This window comes from Janthinobacterium sp. EB271-G4-3-2 (assembly GCF_020858035.1).
Lineage (GTDB): Bacteria > Pseudomonadota > Gammaproteobacteria > Burkholderiales > Burkholderiaceae_D > Janthinobacterium > Janthinobacterium aestuarii.
Genome location: NZ_JACYMG010000016.1, coordinates 38,259 through 60,511, shown reverse-complemented (window position 1 = coordinate 60,511; position 22,253 = coordinate 38,259). Strand labels below are relative to the sequence as shown.

Below are 22,253 nucleotides of genomic sequence, written 5' to 3'. Positions count from 1 at the left end.
TACTACCTGATCAGCGGCGCCGCACGCAGTCGATATAGGCGTCCGTATCGGGCGGCAAGCCCGAGCGCTGCGAAGCCCAGATCATCTGGCCCAGGCATTCCATCACTTCGTGCTGGGCCGCATGGGCCGAATCGAGGCGCTGGGTCAGTTGCTGGACGGCCGGGCGGATGCCGCGCGGCTGGTCCACCTGTACCTGCTCCGTGATCGACAGATGCATGGACAGGTGCAGGAAGGGGTTGGCCTGGCCCCCTTCGACGGAGTAATCGCGCGCCAGCGCCGCTTCGACATCGGAGAGCTCGTTTTCATACTCGGGATGTTCGAGGATCCAGTCGAGCGCGATGGCTTCCATCGGCGTGAGGATTTCGTGGGCGCGGTGCTTGCGCAAGGTGTCGCAAAAGAAGCGGCGCACGTCGTCGGAAGAGGGGTTGAACATGGCTGTAGGACTCTGGCTAAAGGGCAGCCGGCATTGTACCGCGTACATCGGCGAAGGGCATCGGGGATGCCCTTTTTGCCGTCCGGCGTCCGCTTTCGTGACCCGATAGTCACCGCAATTTAATACCCTGCAGTAAGTATTATCCACTACCGCCACGGCCCGGCGGCGCCAAATAACGGTGATAAAATCGCCGCTCTTGATATTTGCTCTGGACACGACGGCGATTTTGTTGCCATTGCGTGCTTCCATTGCCCGCACCTTTGCCACCAGATCTTGCTCCTGGCTTATTCCGGAGCGCGGCAGCATGCCTATCACCATCAACCTTGACCTGTCCGGCCGCCCTGGCGTTCCGGCTGGCCAACTGTTTTCATTTCATGCAGCGATGGTGCCGCCACGGTGGCGCGCAAGAATCATCCTTCAGTATTCATAAACGGAGTTACGTATGCGTAAATCGCTATTACTTTTGATGTCGTGCCTGATCCTGGCGGCATGTAACAAGACCCCTCCGGCCTCGTCCGAAAAACCGGTCGACGTGCTGCTGATCGGCGCCGGCACCATGAGCGCCACCCTGGGCAGCATGCTCAAGGAACTCGACCCGTCGCTGACGATGGAAATGGTCGAGCGCCTCGATTCGGTGGCCGCCGAAAGCTCGGACGCGATGAACAACGCGGGCACGGGCCACTCGGCATTCGCCGAACTGAACTACACGCCGGAAGCGGCCGATGGCAGCATCGAGACCAAGAAAGCCGTTGCCATCAACGAGCAATTCGAAATCTCCAAGCAGTTCTGGGCCTATCAGGTTGCCAACAAGCACCTGGGCGCGCCGCAAACCTTCATCAACAATGTGCCGCACATGGCCTTTGTCTGGGGCGATGACAATATTTCCTTTTTGAAGAAGCGCTATGCCGCGCTGCAAAAGGAAAACCTGTTCAAGGGCATGCTGTTCTCGGAAGACCAGGCGCAGATCGAACAATGGGCACCGCTCGTCATGCAAGGCCGCGACAAGGGCCAGAAAGTGGCCGCGACGCGCATGGACATCGGTACCGACGTCAATTTCGGCAACCTCACGCGCGGTCTCGTGAAATACCTGACGGACAGCCACGGCATGGTCCTGCACCTGCGCCACCAGGTGGAAGACATCCGGCGCGGCGCCGATGGCGTGTGGAACGTGACGGTGAAAGACCTGGCCGCCGGCAAGGAAAAAACCATGCGCGCCAAGTTCGTCTTCATCGGCGCCGGCGGCGGTTCGCTGCCGCTGCTGGAAAAATCGGGCATTCCTGAAGCCAAGGGCTACGGCGGCGTGCCGGTCGGCGGCCAATGGCTGGTGACGACCAATCCGGAACTGGTGGCGGCGCATGCGGCCAAGGTCTACGGCAAGGCATCCGTCGGTTCGCCGCCGATGTCCGTGCCGCATCTGGACACGCGCATCATCGATGGCAAGAAAGCCCTGCTGTTTGGCCCGTTCGCCACTTTCTCGACGAAGTTCCTGAAAAACGGTTCGTGGATCGACTTGCCTGCCTCGATCGGCACGGGCAATGTAAAACCGATGCTGCAAGCCGGCTACGACAATATCCCGCTGACGAAATACCTGGTGGAACAGGTCATGAACTCGCCGGAAGACCGTTTGAAGACCCTGCGCGAATACCTGCCGAACGCCAAGATGGAAGACTGGACCCTGCAAAACGCGGGCCAGCGCGTGCAGATCGTCAAGGATGACCCTGTCAAAGGCGGCTTGCTGCAGTTCGGCACGGAAGTCGTCGGCGCCGCCGATGGCAGCATCGTTGCCCTGCTGGGCGCATCGCCAGGCGCCTCGACCGCGCCGCCGATCATGATCAAGGTGCTGCAAACGGCCTTCAAGAGCCGCCTGGCCACGCCGGAGTGGCAAGCGAAGATGGTGGAAATGGTGCCGTCGTACGGTCAAAAGCTGAACAACGACCCGGCCCTGGCCAACAAGATCCGCCACTACAGCAGCAATATCCTGGGCCTCAAAGCCATCACCCTGGATGTTCCCGCAGCTGCTCCAGCACCAGCGCCTGCGGCAAACTAAGCCAGCCTGACCGGCAGGGGAGTTTCCTGCCGGCATGAAAAAAGGGGCAGCCTGTTCAGGCTGCCCCTTTTGCGTGGGAGAGTGCGTTCATTGCGGCGGACTACTCCTTGCCTGGCAGAATCAGCTCCGGCGTACACCCTTCGGCGGCTATGCCGTCGCAAGGCTTGGCCAGTGCCGCGCCGTCCTGTGCCCGTGGCGCATGGGGCTGGCGCAGGTAGCGCGACGTGTGGCGGTGCGCTTGCTGTGCGTTGCCATGCACGGGCCAGGTCAGGAAGCGGGACAGCTCCTGCAAGGCGCGCTGGTACACATCGCGTTTAAATTCAATAACGACATCGAGCGGGACCCAGTATTCATGCCAGCGCCAGGCGTCGAACTCGGGATGGTCGGTCAGGCGCAAATTGACGTCGTTATCGCGCGCGCACATTCTCAGCAGAAACCAAATCTGCTTCTGGCCACGGTAATGGCCGCGAATCTCGCGCTTGATGAAGTGGTCTGGCACTTCATAGCGCAGCCAGTCGCGGGTGCGGCCGACAATTTTGACGTGTTCCTGTCTGAGTCCGATTTCCTCTTCAAGTTCGCGAAACATGGCTTGTTCCGGTGTTTCGCCATATTTGATACCGCCTTGCGGAAACTGCCATGAGTGCTCGCGCACCCGCTTGCCCCACCACACCTCGTTCTGGGCGTTTAGCAGGATGATGCCGACGTTGGGCCGAAACCCTTCACGGTCGAGCATAATGCACCTCAAACTTTCTGCGACAGTGCGTCCTTTTTTACATAATTACCCACAACTTCGCAAGCCGGTGACCTTTTCGGGGTGCGAAAAGCGCCGGAATCGCACCAATTGAGCGCATTTGTGTAAAGTATGGACGCATCAGCCAGCTAATCCTTTAAAATTAGGTTGATTATAACCCTCTCTTTTTAAAAAGAATTCACCGTTATGCGCGCCTCCCGTTTTTTTATTTCCACACTTAAAGATGCACCTTCTGACGCGGAAATCGTCAGCCACCAATTGATGATGCGTGCAGGCATGATCAAACGCCTCGGTTCCGGCATCTATACCTACATGCCGATGGGCCTGCGCGTGATCCGCAAGGTGGAAGCCATCATCCGTGACGAGATGAACAAAGCCGCCGGTATCGAACTGCTGATGCCGCTCGTGCAGCCAGCCGAACTGTGGCAAGAGACGGGCCGCTGGACCAAGATGGGCGACGAACTGATGCGCGTGAAAGACCGCCACGGCCGCGAATACGCGATCCAGCCGACGTCGGAAGAAGTCATCACGGACGTCGTGCGCACGGAAATCAAGTCCTACCGCCAGTTGCCGTTGAACTTTTATCATATCCAGACCAAGTTCCGCGACGAGCGCCGCCCACGCTTCGGCCTGATGCGCGGCCGCGAATTCACGATGAAGGACGCCTACTCGTTCGACCGCGACCTGGCCGGCATGCAAGCGTCGTACAAGGTCATGTTTGACGCCTACACGCGCATCTTCACGCGTTTCGGCTTGAAATTCCGCGCCGTGGCCGCCGACAACGGCGCCATCGGCGGTTCCGGTTCGCATGAATTCCACGTTATTGCCCACACGGGTGAAGACGCGCTCGTGTACTGCCCGACGTCCGACTACGCGGCCAACATGGAAGCGGCCGAAGCGCTGCCGCCAGCGGGCGAGCGCCCGGCCGCCGCCCAGGCGCTGACGAAAACGGCCACGCCGGACACCGTCAAGTGCGAAACCGTGGCTACCCTGCTGGGCATCGAGCTGTCGCGCACCGTGAAAACCATCGCCCTGACGGTGGAAACGACGGGCAAGGACGAGAAAGTCACGCAACAGCATTTCATGCTGCTGCTGCGCGGCGACCATGAATTGAACGAGATCAAGGTGGGCAAGGTTGCCGGCCTGGCCGGTCACCGTTTCTCGACGGAAGCGGAAATCCTGGAAGTCTACGGCACGATTCCCGGCTACCTGGGCCCGATCGGCACGAAGGCACCCGTCACCGTGGTGGCGGACCGCACGGTCGCCCACATGAGCGACTTCGTCTGCGGCGCGAATGAGGCCGGTTTCCACTACACGGGCGCCAACTGGGGCCGTGACGTGGCCGAGCCTGCCATCGTGGCCGACTTGCGCAATGTCGTCGCCGGCGACGCGTCGCCGGACGGCCAGGGCGCACTGGCCATCGAGCGCGGCATCGAAGTGGGCCACGTGTTCCAGCTCGGTACGGCGTACTCGGAAAGCATGAAAGCCACCTTCCTCGACGAAAACGGCAAACCTGCGCCGCTGCAGATGGGCTGCTACGGCATCGGCGTGACGCGCATCCTGGGCGCCGCCATCGAACAGAACTTCGACGACAAGGGCATCATCTGGCCCGCGTCGATCGCGCCGTTCGAGGTCGTGCTGTGCCCGATGGGCATGGACCGCAGCGAACTGGTCAAGGAAGAGACGGAGAAGCTGTACGCGGCCCTGCAAGGCGCTGGCGTGGACGTCATCGTCGACGACCGCGGCTTGCGCCCTGGCGCCATGTTCGCTGACTGGGAACTGATCGGCGTGCCGCACCGCATCGTCATCGGCGAGCGCGGCCTGAAGGAAGGCAAGCTGGAATACCAGGGCCGCCGCGACGCGGAAGCGACCGGCGTTGCGCCGGACGAGATCGTCGCCTTCATCCAGGGCAAAATGGCGCAGTGAAGCGCTTATCGCCAAGTAAATCGGCTGGCGCGCTCGCGCTGGCCGCCGGCCTGGCCTGCGTCTCTCCGGCGCAGGCCGGCAACCAGAAGGAGGAGGCGCTGGCCGACTCCGTCCGCCTGGCCCTGTCGCACGCGATCCGCGACGAACGCCCGCCGCAACCCAAATTTGCCACGCCCGCCGACTTGCAGCGCTACCAGCAATGGCTGGCGCAGATGTCGCAACGCCTGCAGCGCAAGCTGCCGGACGCCCAGCTGCGCACGGAATTCCTGGAAACCGTATGGTATGAATCGCGCCGCGCGGGCCTGGAACCGTCCCTCGTGCTGGGCCTGATCCAGGTCGAGTCGGCCTACCGCAAATACGCCGTCTCGCTGGCCGGCGCGCGCGGCTACATGCAGGTGATGCCATTCTGGACGGGCGTCATCGGCGACCATGACCGCAGCAAGCTGTTCCACATGCAGACGAATCTGCGCTACGGCTGCGCGATCCTGCGCATGTACCTGGATATGGAAAAGGGCGATTTGTACCTGGCGCTGGGGCGGTATAACGGCAGCCGGGGGCGGGCCGAGTATCCGAATGCGGTGCGGGCGGCTTGGCGGCAGTGGGAATTCAAATGAAGGCTGGGGTCAGGACGTAGGTCGGATTAGGTCTGAAAGGCCGTAATCCGACAACATCGTTGACGCCCGCAGCAAAAAAATGCCCCGCTCGCGGATGCGGCGGGGCACTCACACGGCGAAAAACGCCCTGTGCGTATCTGATTATTTCAAATGATCGGAGATCAGTTTGGTCATTTCAAACATGGAGACTTGGGCTTTGCCGCCGAAAACTGCTTTCAGCTTGTCGTCCGCATTGATCATGCGGCGGTTGGCCGGATCTTGCAGATCGAGTTTTTTGATGTAATCCCATACCTTTTTGGTCACTTCCGTGCGTGGCAGTGGTGCTGCGCCAACAACGGCGGCCAGATCTTTCGATGGCGTCATTGCTTTCATGAATGCTGCGTTTGGCTTGCGTGGTGTTGCCGGTGCTGCCGCTTTCTTCGCCGCTGCAGGTTTAGCTGCCGCTTTGGCTGCGGGTGCTGCTTTCTTGGCGGCTGCAGGCTTGGCTGCTGCTGCTTTGGCTGGCGCTGCTACTGGGGTTTTTTTGGCTGTTGCCATCTTCGAGCCTCCTTAACAAACACATGGGAAATTGCGCAATTAATCGCACGGCTAATATTGGTGTGGATTTACCTAGTATGCAAGTGTTTTTCACGTTTTCACGAGGAAAAAGCAGGGAAATGGCAATGCTGTCGCCCGGGCGCACCGCTTGGGAGCGCAGAACGGCGTTTTTGCCCGTAAATGGCATGGTTGCTGGCTATGCGGGGAGGGGCGCTGCGGAGGGAGGGAAGCGTGATGCCGGACACATGAAAATGCATTCCGGCATTATTTGGAACGGTGTTTTTTCGGGTTTTAAAGCGATGATCTGCGGCATCTCGAAGGCCTTCAAAATCACAGCGAGCGGGGATGATTTGTGGCCGAGAAGCGCAACCGTACTGAAGTACGGTGAGCATCGCCGGCCGCAAGGCGCCCCGCGCAGCGGATTTTGAAGCCTTCCACTACCTCATGCCAGGCATCATGCCTTTCATACTGCGCATCATCTTCATCATGCCGCCGCCCGACAATTTCTTCATCATCGTCTGCATTTGCTCGAATTGCGTCAGCATGCGGTTCACTTCCTGCACTTGCACGCCGGCGCCGGCGGCGATGCGGCGCTTGCGCGTGGCCTTGATCAGTTCAGGTTTGGCGCGTTCCTGCGGCGTCATCGAATCGATGATGCCGCACATGCGGCGCACCTGTTTATCGGCTTGATCCATGTTCTTGCCGCCTGCCGCCTGCTGGAACTGGGCCGGCAGCTTGTCCATCAGGTTGGCCATGCCGCCCATTTTTTTCATCTGGCCCAGTTGCGCCTTGAAGTCGTTCATGTCGAACTTGCCGCCGACCTTGATCTTTTGCGCCAGGTCGGCCGCCGCCTTGCTGTCGACGCCCTTGCGCGCCTCTTCCACCAGGGCGAGGATGTCGCCCATGCCCAGGATGCGGTTGGCCATGCGGGTCGGGTCGAACGCTTCCAGGCCGTCGAGTTTTTCCGAGACACCGGCAAACTTGATCGGTTTGCCCGTGATGTGGCGCACGGACAGGGCCGCACCGCCGCGCGCATCGCCATCGAGCTTGGTCAGCACGATACCGGTCAGCGGCAGCGCATCGTTAAAGGCTTTGGCCGTGTTGATGGCGTCCTGGCCCAGCATGGCGTCGACGACAAACAGGGTTTCGATCGGTTTCACGGCGCCGTGGACGGCGGCGATTTCGCGCATCATCTCTTCGTCGATACCGAGACGGCCCGCCGTATCGATGATCAGCACATCGTGGTAATGCTTTTTCGCCCAGTCCAGCGCGGCCAGCGCGATATCGACCGGCTTGTCCGTGCTGGTGGACGGGAAGAAGTCGGCGCCCACCTGGGCGGTGACCGATTGCAGCTGGGCGATCGCGGCGGGACGGTACACGTCGGCCGAGACGGTCAGCACTTTCTTCTTCTTCTCTTCCTTCAGGTATTTCGCCAGCTTGCCGACGGTGGTGGTTTTACCCACACCCTGCAGACCGGCCATCAGGATGATGGCGGGCGGCTGCTGCGCAAAGCTGATCTGCGACGCTTCCGGTCCCAGGTCGGCGCCCATCAGGGCGGCCAGCTCGCGCTGCACCACGCCCACCAGGGCCTGGCCCGGGGTGAGCGAGGAAATGATATCCTCGCCCATGGCTTTTTCTTTGACTTTGGCGATGAATTCGCGCACGGCGGGCAGGGCGACGTCGGCTTCGAGCAGCGCCAGGCGCACTTCGCGCAGCATGTCGGCGGTGTTCGCTTCGGTCAGGCGCGCCTCGCCGCGCATGGTCTTGACGACTTTGGCAAGCCGTTGGGTGAGATTATCTAGCATGATGAACCTGCAATGAAAAGCTTGGGAGTGGGCGGCGAAAGCCGGACGATGGGCGCCATTTTACCCCATCGCGGGTGGCTGGCGGTCCCGCGCTGCACCGTCTGGCGGTTGGCCGGCTTTTGAATTACTTGGTATTTCTGGCAATGCCGCGATTGCATGAATGGCAGGAACGCGGTTAGAATGAGAATAATTCTTATTTACATTCTCGGGCGCCGCACGTCCGGGCGGAAAGGGATGCCATGTCGGCCGCCGATTTTGCACAGCAACAAGACCTGCACGCGCTCTACAGCAGCCATCACGGCTGGCTGCAGGGCTGGCTGCGGCATAAGCTGGGCAATGCGGGCGAGGCGGCGGACCTGGCGCAAGATACCTTCGTCAGCGTGCTGACGGCCGATGCCGCGCCGCAGATCCGTGAAGCGCGGCCTTTCCTGGCCACCATCGCGCGCCGCCTGGTGGCGCATCGCCACCGCCGGCAAGTGCTGGAAGACGCCTATCTGGAAGCGCTGGCCTGCCTGCCGCCCGAAGTGGCGCCCGCGCCGGAAGAGCGGCTGCTGGCGCTGGAAGCCTTGCAGGAAATCGACCAGGCCCTGGCTGGCTTGCCCGCGCCCGTGCGCACGGCGTTCCTTATGGCGCAACTGGAAGGTCTCAGCTATGCCGAGATCGCCGCGCGCCTGAACGTGTCGGCCAGCTCGGTCAAGCAATACCTGACGCGCGCCAACCGCCAGGTATTTTTCTCGCTGCCGGCATGAGCAAGGTGGGGAATGCTGCGGCCCCGGCGGCCATCCGCGAGGACGTGCGGCAGCAGGCGGCCGAGTGGCTGACCATGCTGATGTCGGGCGAGATGGATTCGGCGCAACAGGCCGCCTGGCAGCGCTGGCGCGCAGCCGACCCGGAACATGAGCGGGCCTGGCGGCATATCGAAGCCGTGTCGCAGCGCTTCAACGGCTTGCACCGCGGTGCGGCCGCGCAGGCGCTGGCCGGCACGCAGCAGAAAGCCGTCAACGGCAAGCGGCGCCAGTTGCTGGCGTGGCTGGGCGTGGCGGCCGGCGGCGGCATGCTGGCCGCGCAGACGGATGCCTGGGATGGCGTGCGCGTCCTGCGTGCCGACTACCGCACGGCCACGGGCGAGCGGCGCGAGGTGGTGCTGGACGATGGCAGTGTGCTCAGCCTGAATACGGGATCGGCCGTGAACGTGCGTTTCGACGCCAGCCGCCGCCGCATCGAGCTGCTGGCCGGCGAAATACTCGTCACCAGCGGCCATGGCGCCGGCGGCGCGCCGCTGGAAGTGGCCACGCGCGAAGGCCTGGTGCGCGCGCTGGGCACGCGTTTTGCCGTGCGCCAGCAGGATGACTACAGCACCGTGGACGTGTTTGACAGCGCTGTTGAAATCCGTCCCCGCGACGGCGGCGGCGCCCCCTTGCTGCTGGCGGCCGGGAGCGGCGTGGCATTTTCCCGCCACGCGCTGGACGCGCCGCACGCCATCGGTGCGTATGCGGACGCCTGGTCGCGCGGGCAGCTGATCGTCGACGACGTGACCTTGGGCGATTTCCTGGCCGACCTGGCCCGCTACCGCCCCGGCGTGATCGACTGCGCGCCGCAAGTGGCCCAGCTGCGCCTGTCGGGCGTGTTCCCGCTGGCCGACACCCAGCGCATTTTGAACATGCTGCCCAACTCCCTGCCCGTGCAGGTGCGCAGCCGCACGCGCTACTGGGTGACGGTCGAACCGGCCATGTCATTAAAAAATATTTAACCATCCGGCTGCCCGTTTTTTGTTTTCGCGGCACCTACAGAGTAGGGCGCCTGTTTTTCACCGTCTGATGACGCCACTACTATCAGGAACTTGCATGTCTCACGCTTTGAATTTTGTCAGTTTGCCATCTCCTCACTGCGCATTACGTCCGCTGGCGCAAGCGGCTGCGGCCCTGTGCCTGGCCGCCAGCCTGCCGGCCATCGCGCAGCAGGCGCCAGCCACTCCCGCCACCGAACAGACCATGCTCGGCGTATCCGTCACGGCGGGGCGCGATGCGACAACGGAAGGCAGCGGCTCGTATACGACGGGCGTGAGCAATACGGCCACCAAGCTGAACCTGTCGCTGCGCGAAACGCCGCAGTCGGTCAGCGTGCTGACGCGCCAGCAGATCGACGACCTGGGCATCACGACCCTGGACGACGCCGTGCAGTCGATCACGGGCCTGGTCATGCAAAAGGGCAACTTTACGGGCGATTCGGGCAGTTTCAGCGCACGCGGCTTTCCAATCGATAACATCCTGTTCGATGGCTTGCCTACCAGCCTGGGCGCGAACGGCACCTTCAATGGCGACAATGACGACCTGGCCATCTATGACCGCATCGAGGTGGTGCGCGGCGCCACGGGCTTGATGACGGGCAGCGGCACGCCCAGCGCGGCCATCAACATGGTGCGCAAGCGCCCGACGGCCACGCCGCAAGCGTCATTCTCGGCCAGCGTGGGCAGCTGGAGCAACTACCGCCTGGAAGCCGATGCGGCCAACGCGCTCAATGAAGCGAAGACCCTGCGCGGGCGCATCGTCGTGACGGTGCAGGACAAGAAGGATTTTGTCGACGTCCTGCATGGCCGCAACCACCAGCTGTACGGCATCATCGAAGCGGACCTGCGCCCCGACACCACCTTGACGGTGGGCGCGCATTACCGCAAGACGGACAACGACGGCGTCTCGACGGGCGTGGTGACGGCCGCGGACGGCCGCTTCCTGGATTTGCCCCGCTCGACTTACCTGGGCAGCGACTTCGATGGCTGGCGCCAGACGGATAAAACCATTTTCGCCGAACTGGAACACCGCTTTGCCAATGGCTGGAAGGCCAGGCTGGCAGCCACGCGCAAGACGCCCGAGATCGACACGACGTTTTCCGGCATCAACCGTCGCGGCGACACCCTGCGCTTCAATTCGCAAAGCTACCGCGCCGAGCTGGCCAACACCAGCTATGACGCGTATGCGAGCGGCGGCTACAGCCTGTTCGGCCGCGAGCACGAGCTGACCGTCGGCGCCAGCCACCGCCGTTCGTCGAAAAACAGCTATGGCGGCTGGGCCCCGTACAGCTGGGGCGCGGCGGCGCCGGTGCTCGACCCGTTCCACTGGGATGCGGGCAGCGTGGCGCGCCTCGCCATCAACTACGCGCAGTGGCGCACGGCCAGCATCACCGAGCAAAGCGGCGTGTATGCGGGCACGCGCATGCGCCTGGCCGACCCGCTGTCGCTGGTGCTGGGCGGTCGCGTGAGCTGGTACAAGGACGATGCCGGCTACTCGGTGGCGCGCGAATTCACGCCGTACGCCGGTGTCGTGTATGACCTCGACAAGCAGCATTCCGTGTACGCCAGCTGGACCGAAATCTTCCAGCCGCAGGCGGCCACCGACGCCAATGCGCAGCCATTGAAGCCGATCAGCGGCACCAACTATGAAGCGGGCGTGAAGGGCGAATACTTCGGCGGCGCCCTCAATGCCAGCGCGGCCGTCTTCCAGATCCGCCAGCAAAACCGGGGCGTGGACGACCTGGCCGGCCCGAACCCCTGCCCGGGCAGCACGTGGGGCTATTGCCAGCGCGCCTCGGGCGAAGTGCGCAGCGAAGGCGTGGAGCTGGACGTGGCGGGCGCGCTGACGCCCGACTGGCAGCTGTCGGCCGGTTTTACCTATGTGAAGGCGCAATTTACGCGCGACAGCGATCCGGCCAATATCGGCAAGGATTTCAACAGCCGCTATCCGCGCCAACAGCTCAAGCTGGCCACCAGCTACCGCCTGTCCGGCGCGGCGCAGGGCTGGCGCGTCGGCGCCTCCGTGTACGGGCAGGGCGCGACCGAATCGAAGGACGGCAGCTACCATCTGCGCCAGGGCCGCTACGCGATCGTGGGCTTGAACGCGGCGTGGCAGATCGACAGCCGCGCCGAGCTGCGCCTGAACGTGAACAATGCGCTCGACAAGCGCTATTACCAGAGCGTCTATTCCGATGTCTTCGGCAACATGGTGGGCGCGCCGCGCAACCTGATGCTGACCTTGAACTACAAACTGTAAATAACCGCTTTTGAATGATCTATCTTGATGAAGGATGCATGGCTTATGGAAGTGCAGTTGAATCTGGCCCGCGAAGGCGCGAGCCAGCGTATGCCACAGGGAGCGCCGCGATGATGAAATCGGCCCACATGATGTTGTTCTCGCGCGTGCTCGCCGCCGTCTTTGGCGGCTATGCACTGACGTCCGGCGTGGCCGTGCTGCTGGCGGCCGTGCTGCCGCTGTCGCGCGCCGAAGCCGTGCTGACGGCTACCCTGAGCGCCTTCGTCGTCTATACCTGCGCCGTCATCTGGGTCTTTGCCGTGCAGGATCTGCGCCGCGCCTGGCTCGGCATGCTGCTGCCGGCCATCGCCTGCGGCGGCATCGGCCTGCTGCTGTCGCGGGGTGCCGCATGAACGCCGTCAAGGTAGACAAAGTGGCCAAGACGCCGCAGCAGGGCGGCTTGCGCCAGGCCATGGCCTGGCTGCATACATGGAGTGGCCTGTGGATTTCCTGGCTGCTGTTCGCCATTTTCCTCACCGGCACCCTGGCCGTCTTCGACGAACCGATCACCCACTGGATGACGCCCGAACATGCACTGGAAGAGGCGGCGCATGCGAACGATCCGCCGCTGCCGAAGGTCACGGACCGTGGGCACCGCCTGGAACTGGCGCTCGACTTCATGGCGAAGGAACACCCGAAGGCGGACATGTGGGAAATCTGGCCCGTGCAACGTCCCGGCCACGGCCTGTCCGCCTACTGGTTCCAGCCCGCCGGCGGCTATGGCTCGGCGGACCTCGATCCGCTGACGGGCGCCGTCATCGAACATGCGCGCGAGGCAACGGAGCGCGAAACCATCGGCGGCCACCATTTCGTCGATTTCCACTACGAGCTGCACGCGGGACGCATCGGCGTCTGGATCGTCGCCATCACCACCATGATCATGCTGGTGGCGCTGGTGAGCGGCGTCATCACGCACAAGCGCATCTTCAAGGATTTCTTCACCTTCCGCCCGGCCAAGGGCCAGCGTTCGTGGCTCGACGCGCACAACGCGGTGGCCGTGCTGACGTTGCCGTTCCAGTTCATGATCGCCTACACGGGCCTGGCGTTCTTCAGCGATGATTACGTGCCGGCCCCCGTGGTGGCGCAATACGGCATGGACAACGCCAAGAAGGCCTTCCTGGCCGACTGGAACGATGTGGGCAAGCCCGCGAAGACAGGCCAGCCGCTGGCCATTCCCGCGCTGGAACCGTTCGCGCTGCGCGCCGAACAGGCCATCGGCCAGGAAATCCGCGCCGTGGTGCTGGACAACCCGAATGACGCCTCCATGCGCGTGTGCATGTACGGCTGGAATGAAGAGACGGACACGATGGAACGCATCAGCGCCAACACGGGCAGGGCCTGCTATGCGCTGGCCACGGGCGAACAGGTCGCCTTGCGCCGTCCCGGCGAGTCGGACACGGGTGGCGCGGGCCTGACGCGCGCCGTCATGTCGAACCTGCACATGGTGGGCTTCGGCGGCACGCCGATGCGCTGGCTGTACTTCTTCTGCGGCCTGGCCGGCACGGCCATGATGGGCACGGGCGCCATCCTGTTCATGGTCAAGCGCCGCCAGAAGTCCGGCGGCGAGTTCGGCGCCTACACGCAGCGCGTGTACCGCACCGTCGCATGCCTGAACGTGGCGGCGATTGCCGGCCTGTCCATCGCCTGCGTGGGCTTCCTGTGGGCCAACCGCTTGATCCCCGTCGGCGTCGAGCACCGCGCCGGTTGGGAATTGCGCGCCTTCTTTGGCGTATGGTTTGTGATGCTGGCGCACGCCTGCGTGCGCGCGGAAAAGCGCGCTTGGATCGAACAACTGGGCTTGCTGGCCGCCATGTGTCTGCTGCTGCCCGTCTTGAACGTGCTGAGCACGGGCGACAACCTGGCGGCGCAGATCGCGCGCGGCGACTGGGAAAGCGCCGGCGTGGAACTGTGCAGCATGGCCTTCGGCCTGCTGGCCGCCTGGGGCGCGTGGAAAGTCCACAAGCGCAAGGAAAAACCGGCCAGCAAGGCCGCCGCCAGGGAAAGCGCCGCGCCCTCGGCCAGCCTGCACGTCACTACGGAAGGACAGTCATGATCCATACCATCCTGTGCGCGCTGGGCCTGTCGTATGCGGGCATGGCCAGCCTCTCCCTGGCGATGGACCGCCACCATGGCCAGGTGTGGAGCAGGGACGCGGCACCCGGCGTGCGGCGCGCGCTGCAGCTGGCCGGCGCGGTCCTGCTGGCGCTGGCCATCTGGCCCTGCGTGGCCGGCTGGAGCGTCACCGTCGGCATCGTCGCCTGGCTCGGCTTCATTTCGGCCGGCGCGCTGCTGGTGGCCCTGCTGCTGCCGTATGCGCCCCGCTTGCTGTTGCGTAGTTCCCTGCTGGCAGCCGTCGCCGCGCTGGCAGGTCTTGTGATGTTCCTGCGGTGATGTCCACCGCCATTTTCAAGGATAGACCGATGTATTTTTTACGTTTGGCGACACCGTTTTACTGTAGCTGCAACCGCAAGGCGGCTTCCTGATGGCGGCCCGCCTGCCTTCGCGCCGCGCCCGCATCCTCGGCGGCGTGGTCTTGCTGGCGCTGTTCGGCGCCGGTGCACTGTGGGCCACGCGCGGCCCGGCAACCGTATTCGATACGGCGCCCGTCAAGCGCGGCAATATTGAAGCCAGCGTCACGGCCATCGGCACCCTGCAGCCGCAAACCTATGTCGACGTGGGCGCGCAGGTGTCGGGCCAGATCACGCGGCTGCACGTGCAGCCGGGCAGCGACGTGGAAAAAGGCCAGCTGCTGGCCGAGATCGACCCCAGCGTGCAGCAAGCCACGGTCGATGCGGGCCGCGCCGCGCTGGCGGGCTTGCGCGCGCAGCTGGCCGACCAGCAGGCGCAGCACCGCCTGGCGGGCCAGCAGCACGTGCGCCAGAAGCAGATGGCCAAGTTCGATTCGACCCCCTTGGCCGACCTGGAAACGGCCGAAGCCACCCTGGCATCGGCCGGCGCCAAGATCGACCACCTGAAGGCGCAGATCGACCAGACCCAGGCCAGCCTGAAGGCGGACGAGGCGCGCCTTGGCTACACGCGCATCTACGCGCCGATGGCCGGCAAGGTGGTGGGCCTGGACGCGAAGGAAGGGCAAACCCTGAACGCCACGTACCAGACGCCGAACATCCTGCGCATCGCCGACCTGTCGGCCATGACGGTGTGGACGGAAGTGTCGGAAGCGGACGTGCGCCGCGTGCGCCCGGACATGCCCGTGTACTTCACCACCCTGGGCGGCGACCAGCGGCGCTGGAGCGGCAAGGTGCGCCAAGTGCTCCCCGCGCCGCCAGTGCCCGGCGGTTCCGCCGCCGGCACGGCCCTGGCGCCGTCGACCAGCAAGGTGATCTTGTATACCGTGCTGTTCGACGTGGATAACGCCGATGGCGAACTGATGCCGCAGATGACGGCGCAAGTGGTGTTTGTCACGGCAGCGGCGAACAATGTGCTGGCCGTGCCCTTGCCGGCCCTGAAACCGTCGACGGAAGAAGGCGCCAAGCCGGGGCAGTTCACGGCCCGCGTGATGGATGCGGACGGCAAGGTCGATACGCGCGCCGTCACCGTCGGCGTGCGCAACCGCCTCAGCGCGGAAGTGCTGCAAGGCTTGCGCGAAGGAGAATTGCTGGTCACGGGCGAGCAGCCGGCCGGCAGCGGCGCCAGCAGGTTCCAGCTGTGAGCGCGATGAGCGAGGCCAGGTCGCTGGGACAAGCGGGAGAACCTGGCCAGCCGGCGCCATTGATTGAACTTGCCGGCATCCGCAAGCGCTACGGCGGCCACGATGGCGCACCGGCCGTGGAAGTGCTGCGCGGCCTGACCTTGTCGATTGGCGCCGGCGAATTCGTCGCCATCGTCGGTGCGTCCGGTTCCGGCAAGTCGACCCTGATGCATTTGCTGGGATGCCTGGACCGCCCCAGCGACGGCACGTACCGCTTCGCCGGCCAGGACGTGGCCAGCCTGAACCCCGATGAACTGGCGTGGCTGCGGCGCGAAGCGTTCGGTTTCGTCTTCCAGGGGTATCACCTGATCGCCACGGAATCGGCGCGCGAAAACGTGGAAGTGCCTGCCCTGTACGCGGGCATGCCGGCGGCGGCCCGCCATGCGCGTTCCGCGGCGCTGCTCAAGCGCCTGGGTCTCGGTGAACGTTTGGATCACCGGCCGAACCAATTGTCGGGCGGGCAGCAGCAGCGCGTGTCGATCGCGCGCGCCCTGATGAATGGCGGACGCATCATCCTCGCCGATGAGCCGACGGGGGCGTTAGACAGCAGCAGCGGCGCCGAAGTCATGGCCCTGCTGGGCGAACTGGCCGACGCGGGCCACACCATCATCCTGATTACGCATGACCGCAAGGTGGCGGCCCAGGCGCGCCGCGTGATCGAGATCAGCGACGGCGAAATCGTCGCAGACTCGGGCGCCATCGCCATTCCCGCCACGTCGACGGCCTTGCCGCCGCTGGACATGTCGCGCGCCGCCCACGATACGGGCGCTTCGCTGGGCACAGAGTTGCTCGACGCGGCGCGCGCCGCCTGGCGCGTGCTGTGGATCAACCGCTTCCGCACGGGCTTGACCCTGCTCGGCATCGTCATCGGCGTCGCTTCCGTGATCGTCATGCTGGCCATCGGCCTGGGCACGCGCCAGCAGGTGATGGCGCAATTGGGCGCGTTCGGCTCGAACCTGCTGTACATGGCGTCGCGCGGCGAAAGTTCGCGCATCCCCGGGCGCAGCATCACCCTGGCCGACCTCGATGCGCTCAAGGACGTGCCGGGCATTTCCCACGTGCTGCCGAATGTCACGGGCAACAAGGTGATACGCCACGGTAACCTCGACGTGCAGACCTATGTGCGCGGCACGGGACCGGCCCTGCCGCAGATCCAGACCTGGCCGGTGGCCAAGGGCGGCTTCTTTACCGAGGAAGACGAGCGCGAGATGGCCACCGTGGCCGTGCTGGGCGCGCACCTGGCCGAAAAGCTGATGCCCGACGTACCCAACCCCGTGGGGCAGAGCATCCTGATCGGCAACGTGCCGTTCCAGGTGATCGGCGTGATGAGCGCGAAGGGCGCGCTGACGGGCGAGAAGGATGAAGACGACGTGCTGCTGCTGCCGTTTTCCACGGCCGGCATCCGCGTCTTCGGCCAGCGCGAGCCGACCTACACGGTGATGGCGGTGGACGACGTCAAGCGCGTGACGGAGGTGGAGGCGGCCGTCGACGCCACCATGTTCGAACGCCACCGCATCCGCGACTACGGCATCAGCAACGCGGCCGCGTCGATCGCCGCCGAAGCCAAGACGCAGGACAACATGACCATGATGCTCAGCCTGATCGCCGCCGTCTCGCTGGTGGTGGGCGGCATCGGCGTCATGAACGTGATGCTGATGACGGTGCGCGAGCGCACGCGCGAAATCGGCATCCGCATGGCGACGGGCGCGCGCCGGCGCGACATCCTGCGCCAGTTCCTCACCGAAGCCGTGCTGGTGTCGGTGGTGGGCGGCGTGGCCGGCATCGTGGTCGGCGTGACGGTGGCCGGCCTGCTGCTGGTCTGGGACGTGCCGGTGATCTTTTCCCTGAGCGCCATCGCCGGCGCGTTTGCCTGTGCCGTGGTGACGGGGCTGGTGTTTGGTTTCATGCCGGCGCGCAAGGCGTCGGGACTCGATCCGGTGGTGGCGCTGGCGGGCCAATAGGTGTTGTAACAACGCCGGCGCAGTGCCTGCCATCGCGGCCAGGCATTGCGCCGACGCCAAGGGCGAACTGCGGGGCCACGCGTAGCAAGCACCGTTTCAATTCCTGCTTGCCAGCGCTTTGTTCATGGCGAAGACTGTGCCCAGCAACGAGACGACGAGAAATCCGATAACGGTCCATGCGAACGACGCCACGTCTGACCGGTCGAGCAAAATTCCACCAACAACGCCGCCGCTGGCCACCGCGCTGTTCCAGCCCGTCGTGTACATCGATTGCGCCACATCAACCGACTCGCCGGCAAAGCGGGACAAGGCCGTTTGAGTGATTGTGGCAAAGCCGCCGACAGCGAGGCCCCATACCGCCACAGAGGGGTAGACCACCTGTGAGAGGTCGCCCCGAAGACCCAGCAGCAGTGATGCAACGGCAAAGACCATGACGCTTGCCACGGCAAGAAATTGCAGCCGACGATCGACCATGGCACCGACGAACCATAGGCCGATGATCGAACCGAGTCCGAAAACGAACAGGATGGTCTCCACGTTCGCTGACAAGCCCGAAGGCGCGAGCAATGGCTCGATATAGATGTAGAGAATGTTGTGGGCAACAACGAAAGTGAAGACAACGAACAGCACGGCGCGAATACCGGTCTTGAAAAATATGCTGGATAGAGCTTGGCGCTGTCCCTTGCTCTGGCCAGGGAAGTCGGGGACGATGGCGATGATCCACGCCATGAGCAAGAGCGCCAGGGCACTCATCAGGCCAAATGCGCCTTGCCAGCCGATGGCGCGGCCAAGCAGCGCACCGAGCGGTACACCGAGCACCAAAGCGATGGTCGCGCCGGCACCGGATATCGCAATCGCCCGTCCGCCGAGATGAGATGGCGACATGCGCACCGCATATCCAGCCAGGAGCGTCCAGACGATTCCGCCGAAGACACCGGCGAAGAAGCGCGCCGCCAGAGAGGTGCCATAGTTATCGGAAAGCGCGGTGACGAGATTGACAACCGCAAAGCCGAAGATCGCCGTCAATAGCAGCGGACGCCGCCGCATGCCTTGCGTAAGCATGGTGACCGGCATAGCGGCGACCAGCGCACCGACTGCATAGGCGGTGATGAACTGGCCTGCCAGGCTTTCAGAGACGCTCAAGCCTTGCGCAATCGAAGAAAGCAATCCGGCCGGCATGATCTCGGTCAGCAGCGTGACAAAGGCTGCCATTGCCAAGGCAAGCAGTCCACCCAAGGGCAATCGCTCGGCGCTCTTGTGCTGAGCAGATGCTGTTGTCTGATTCATAAACTAAGTTCCTCAAGTTGAAGTCGTTCTGGTTCTTTATGGAGTACCAGTACGTATGCTGCCTGCTTACCAACAAAAGAAAAATAGGCTACAGTGAACAATATATGTGACATAACCGTCATTAATTGATGGGCATAAATGGAAAATCTTGGTTCTCTTGATCTCTTCGTACGCGCGGGGGAGTCCCGCAGCTTCACTGCGGCCGGGCAGCAGCTGGGCATCTCTGCATCGGCCGTCAGCAAGGCCATCGCGCGGCTCGAAGAACGCTTGGGGGTTCGTCTGTTCCACCGCTCTACGCGCACCATTAGCCTGACATCGGAAGGTGCGTTGTTCCTGGAGCGCTGCCGCCGTATCCTTTGCGAGGTGGAGTTGGCCGAAGCCGAACTCCTGCAAACGCAAAGCGCCCCTCATGGCAAGCTGCGCATCAGTCTTCCATCGCTCGGCACCTTGTTCATGCCCAAGCTGGCGGCCTTCCAGCGGTGCTATCCCGCTGTCGCGCTGGACATCGACTGCTCGGATCGTCTGGTGGATGTGATCGAAGAAGGCTTCGATGCCGTGATCCGCACCGGAGAACCCGGCGATTCCCGCTTGATGGCACGTGCGCTCGGCGCTTATCGAAGAGTCATCGTCGGTGCTCCCGACTATTTCCAGCGGGCTGGACTTCCGCAGCAAGCTGAAGACTTGGCCAAGCACGCCTGCCTGCTGTACCGCTATCCCACGACGGGCAAAATGGACGCATGGCCGTTGAGCAGGAACGGTCATTTCCTCTCCATGGATCTGCCGGGCAGCATGGTAACGAATGCGCTGGACCCGCAGATCTGCTTTGCCGAACAAGGTCTCGGCATTGCCTGTGTGCCTGACATCGCCGTGCGTCGTCAGCTGGACGAAGGCCGGTTAGTCACTGTGCTGGACGAATACAACCAGGACCGCACCGCATTGCGCATATTGTGGCCCTCCAGCAAACATCTGTCGCCGAAGCTCAGGGTGTTTGTGGACTTCATCGCGCAGAACTTGTTTCCGCTTTGACGGTGGGCATGGCGTGAGGTGCAGTGCTTTATGTATGTCGTCATACTGGTATATGTTGCATCGTGAAATAAAAAGGATTGCTCCTGCCTCAACACACGGTACTATCTCCCCATAATAAAAAAGCAGTGTTTCGCGTGCCCTTGCGGGCACACACCAACCACCACAGGAGAACCCGATGCAGAAAAAATCAACCCTGAAGACCGGTATCGCCGCCGCCCTCATGCTGGCCTTCGGCATGGGTGCCGCGCAGGCGCAGGAAGTCGTGCGCCTCGGCAATTTGAAATTCGCCCATTACGGCGCCGTGTCGTACATCAAGGAAATCGCGCCCAAGTGCGGCATCAAGGTCGAGGAGCATATCTTCGCCAAGGGCCTCGACGTGATGCAGGCGATTATCGCGGGCGAGCTGGACGTGGGCGCGACTGCGTCCGAAGCGGCCATTTCCGGCCGCGCCGGCGGTGCCCCGATCTATGTGGTGGCCGGTTTTGCCAAGGGCGGCGCGCGCCTGGTGGGCGGGGCGGGGCAAAAGATCGCCAGCGTCAAGGAACTCAAGGGCAAGCGCGTGGGCGTGACGCGCGGCGGCATTCAGGAAGTGCTGCTGCTGGCCGAGCTGTCGCAGGCGGGCCTGACGTATTCCGAAACCAAGGGCAAGGACGTGCAGCTGGTGTTCCTTGCCTACGCCGACTTGAACCAGGCGCTGATGGGCAAGAATATCGACGCCATGATGCAGTCGGAGCCGCAATCGTCGCAGGCGATCAACAAGGGCTTCGGCACCGAAGTCATCAAACCGTACGACACGCCGATCGGCGAGCCCGTGCGGACCATGGTGATGACGGAAAAGTTCTACAAGGAACGCCGTCCCGTGGCGGAAAAATTCATGCGCTGCTTCGTCGAAGCGACCAAGACCTTTATCGACAACAAGGCGACGGCGGAAAAATATGTGCGCGAAGTCGTGTTCCGCGGCCAGATCACGAAGGATGACTTCGACGACGCGATCAGCAATTCGCCGTATTCGTACGACATCTCGCCCGAGCATATCCAGGTCACCACGGACGTGATGGTGAAAACGGGCGTGGGCCGCATGACGAAACCGCCCGTGGCCAAGGACTGGGTCAAGACGGACTTGCTGGAGCAGGCGAAAAAGAGCCTGAACGTGAAGTAAATCAGGCAACCATGAAAAAAACCTCCGCACCAGCGATGGCGCGGAGGTTTTTTGTGGAGGAGTGGCCTTAGCGGGCGTTAAAACCCATCCAGCCTTTTTCCGTCTGGCGGAAGCTCAGCGTGTAGATGCGGGTCAGCTCATCGCCTTTCTTCAGCTGGCGGCTGATGATGGCGCCGTAATTGTCTTGCACGAGCTGGTCCGACCATTGCATCAGGTTGTCGAAACGCTCGGCCGTCATCGCCGCCTGGCGCGCCAGCAGCGGTGCGGGAATCGCCTTCTTTTCCAGCTGCTGCACCCAGAATTCGCGGAAGACCTTGTTCTCTCCGCCCATGCCGCGCGCCATCAGGCCCAGGCCCATGGTCATGCCCACGGTGCCGTCCGTTTTCGCCTCAGCCTCGAGCTTGTCGGCCACGTCGGCCAGCAATTCCAGGTAGCCCACCTTGGCGCGCAGCACGGCCGATCCCTTGATTTCGTACTGTTCGTTCTCTTTCCAGCCGTTCAGCTTTTCCAGCTTTGCGATGTCGAAGTACTCCTTGTACAGGTCATAGCTTTGGATGGACGTGCGGAAATACTCCTCGTACGTGGACTGGGAAGGCGCATCTTTCATGCAACCGCTTAATACAGTGCAGGCGGCCAGCAGGAGGCAGGTCCAGGAAATTTTTTTGAAAGAAAACATGGCGGTGGGGGGCGAGTGGCGAAAAGTGAAAGATTGTTGCTCTATGGACATAATTATAGGGCTGGCTCATCCAGATGGCAACGTGGCCGTGACGCGGTGGCAGTGCGCCGCAGGAAAGATTGCCGAAATCTTGAGGGTGCGCCACCCCGCCGCGCCCGAGGCGCGATATCATGGCAGGCTTGCGGTGTCGGCTGGCGGCGAATTGCCTGCAGCCCATACTGTCGCTTGAATCGCGCTTGC

General features: G+C 63.2%; 21 protein-coding genes. 15 read left to right on the top strand and 6 right to left on the bottom strand.

Annotated elements, in window-relative coordinates:
- Positions 1-10: 10 nt before the first annotated feature.
- On the bottom strand, positions 11-433 hold the full coding sequence (locus tag IGS55_RS25595; RefSeq protein WP_070218599.1) for a DUF1841 family protein: 423 nt from the start codon (positions 431-433) through the stop codon (positions 11-13).
- A 442-nt stretch (positions 434-875) separates the two neighbouring features.
- Between IGS55_RS25595 and mqo the strand changes: the two genes are divergently transcribed.
- Positions 876-2,480, top strand: coding sequence for a malate dehydrogenase (quinone) (mqo, locus tag IGS55_RS25590; RefSeq protein WP_230518855.1), 1,605 nt, complete (start codon positions 876-878; stop codon positions 2,478-2,480).
- Positions 2,481-2,580: 100 nt separating this feature from the next.
- On the opposite strand, the gene IGS55_RS25585 is transcribed toward mqo, so the two are convergent.
- The gene (locus IGS55_RS25585) at positions 2,581-3,213 is read right to left on the bottom strand and encodes an RNA pyrophosphohydrolase (protein ID WP_070218597.1); all 633 of its coding nucleotides are present in this window, start codon (positions 3,211-3,213) and stop codon (positions 2,581-2,583) included.
- A 204-nt stretch (positions 3,214-3,417) separates the two neighbouring features.
- On the opposite strand from IGS55_RS25585, the gene IGS55_RS25580 reads away from it, so the two are divergent.
- Both IGS55_RS25580 and IGS55_RS25575 read left to right on the top strand, forming a co-directional pair.
- The gene (locus IGS55_RS25580) at positions 3,418-5,157 is read left to right on the top strand and encodes a proline--tRNA ligase (protein ID WP_230518856.1); all 1,740 of its coding nucleotides are present in this window, start codon (positions 3,418-3,420) and stop codon (positions 5,155-5,157) included.
- Positions 5,154-5,771 (top strand): lytic transglycosylase domain-containing protein, encoded by a 618-nt coding sequence (locus IGS55_RS25575; RefSeq protein ID WP_230518857.1) that lies wholly within the window; start codon positions 5,154-5,156, stop codon positions 5,769-5,771. The genes IGS55_RS25580 and IGS55_RS25575 overlap by 4 nt, the downstream gene beginning before the upstream one ends.
- Before the next feature lie 141 nt (positions 5,772-5,912).
- Here the strand turns inward: IGS55_RS25575 and IGS55_RS25570 are convergent, their stop codons facing one another.
- Positions 5,913-6,308 carry an SWIB/MDM2 domain-containing protein gene (locus tag IGS55_RS25570; protein ID WP_071650146.1) on the bottom strand — a complete coding sequence of 132 codons (396 nt, stop codon included), beginning with the start codon at positions 6,306-6,308 and terminating at the stop codon, positions 5,913-5,915.
- Between the two features lie 77 nt (positions 6,309-6,385).
- Between IGS55_RS25570 and IGS55_RS25565 the strand changes: the two genes are divergently transcribed.
- Complete coding sequence (locus tag IGS55_RS25565; protein ID WP_230518858.1) at positions 6,386-6,736, top strand: hypothetical protein; 351 nt, start codon at positions 6,386-6,388, stop codon at positions 6,734-6,736.
- A gap of 9 nt (positions 6,737-6,745) precedes the next feature.
- Here IGS55_RS25565 and ffh read toward each other — a convergent pair whose 3' ends face one another.
- A complete protein-coding gene (gene ffh, locus IGS55_RS25560) occupies positions 6,746-8,113 on the bottom strand; it encodes a signal recognition particle protein (protein WP_230518859.1) in 1,368 nt (455 codons plus the stop codon).
- A 239-nt stretch (positions 8,114-8,352) separates the two neighbouring features.
- On the opposite strand from ffh, the gene IGS55_RS25555 reads away from it, so the two are divergent.
- The 8 genes from IGS55_RS25555 to IGS55_RS25520 all read left to right on the top strand — a co-directional run bounded on the left by IGS55_RS25555 (position 8,353) and on the right by IGS55_RS25520 (position 17,865).
- Positions 8,353-8,862, top strand: a complete 510-nt coding sequence (locus IGS55_RS25555) for a sigma-70 family RNA polymerase sigma factor (protein ID WP_070301186.1) — start codon at positions 8,353-8,355, stop codon at positions 8,860-8,862.
- Positions 8,859-9,863 (top strand): FecR domain-containing protein, encoded by a 1,005-nt coding sequence (locus IGS55_RS25550; RefSeq protein WP_230518860.1) that lies wholly within the window; start codon positions 8,859-8,861, stop codon positions 9,861-9,863. Before IGS55_RS25555 ends, IGS55_RS25550 begins: the two co-directional genes overlap by 4 nt.
- Positions 9,864-9,957: 94 nt before the next feature.
- Positions 9,958-12,156, top strand: a complete 2,199-nt coding sequence (locus IGS55_RS25545) for a TonB-dependent siderophore receptor (protein ID WP_230518861.1) — start codon at positions 9,958-9,960, stop codon at positions 12,154-12,156.
- Between the two features lie 110 nt (positions 12,157-12,266).
- Positions 12,267-12,548 carry a hypothetical protein gene (locus tag IGS55_RS25540; RefSeq protein WP_230518862.1) on the top strand — a complete coding sequence of 94 codons (282 nt, stop codon included), beginning with the start codon at positions 12,267-12,269 and terminating at the stop codon, positions 12,546-12,548.
- Positions 12,545-14,248: a PepSY-associated TM helix domain-containing protein gene (locus IGS55_RS25535; RefSeq protein ID WP_230518863.1), complete on the top strand. Its 1,704-nt coding sequence runs from the start codon at positions 12,545-12,547 to the stop codon at positions 14,246-14,248. Before IGS55_RS25540 ends, IGS55_RS25535 begins: the two co-directional genes overlap by 4 nt.
- Positions 14,245-14,586 (top strand): DUF3325 domain-containing protein, encoded by a 342-nt coding sequence (locus IGS55_RS25530; RefSeq protein ID WP_230518864.1) that lies wholly within the window; start codon positions 14,245-14,247, stop codon positions 14,584-14,586. Before IGS55_RS25535 ends, IGS55_RS25530 begins: the two co-directional genes overlap by 4 nt.
- Before the next feature lie 91 nt (positions 14,587-14,677).
- Positions 14,678-15,865, top strand: coding sequence for an efflux RND transporter periplasmic adaptor subunit (locus tag IGS55_RS25525; RefSeq protein ID WP_230518865.1), 1,188 nt, complete (start codon positions 14,678-14,680; stop codon positions 15,863-15,865).
- Positions 15,866-15,870: 5 nt separating this feature from the next.
- Positions 15,871-17,865: a MacB family efflux pump subunit gene (locus tag IGS55_RS25520; RefSeq protein ID WP_230518866.1), complete on the top strand. Its 1,995-nt coding sequence runs from the start codon at positions 15,871-15,873 to the stop codon at positions 17,863-17,865.
- Positions 17,866-17,961: 96 nt separating this feature from the next.
- Here the strand turns inward: IGS55_RS25520 and IGS55_RS25515 are convergent, their stop codons facing one another.
- A complete protein-coding gene (locus IGS55_RS25515) occupies positions 17,962-19,152 on the bottom strand; it encodes an MFS transporter (RefSeq protein WP_230518867.1) in 1,191 nt (396 codons plus the stop codon).
- 138 nt (positions 19,153-19,290) lie between these two features.
- On the opposite strand from IGS55_RS25515, the gene IGS55_RS25510 reads away from it, so the two are divergent.
- Both IGS55_RS25510 and IGS55_RS25505 read left to right on the top strand, forming a co-directional pair.
- Positions 19,291-20,178, top strand: a complete 888-nt coding sequence (locus tag IGS55_RS25510; protein ID WP_230518868.1) for a LysR family transcriptional regulator — start codon at positions 19,291-19,293, stop codon at positions 20,176-20,178.
- 175 nt (positions 20,179-20,353) lie between these two features.
- Entirely contained in the window at positions 20,354-21,337 is a 984-nt protein-coding gene (locus tag IGS55_RS25505; protein WP_442908214.1) for an ABC transporter substrate-binding protein, read from the top strand.
- 67 nt (positions 21,338-21,404) lie between these two features.
- On the opposite strand, the gene IGS55_RS25500 is transcribed toward IGS55_RS25505, so the two are convergent.
- Positions 21,405-21,944, bottom strand: coding sequence for a hypothetical protein (locus tag IGS55_RS25500; RefSeq protein WP_128141910.1), 540 nt, complete (start codon positions 21,942-21,944; stop codon positions 21,405-21,407).
- Between IGS55_RS25500 and IGS55_RS25495 the strand changes: the two genes are divergently transcribed.
- On the top strand, positions 21,943-22,242 hold the full coding sequence (locus IGS55_RS25495; protein WP_230518869.1) for a hypothetical protein: 300 nt from the start codon (positions 21,943-21,945) through the stop codon (positions 22,240-22,242). The genes IGS55_RS25500 and IGS55_RS25495 overlap by 2 nt on opposite strands.
- The last annotated feature ends 11 nt before the right edge of the window (positions 22,243-22,253 follow it).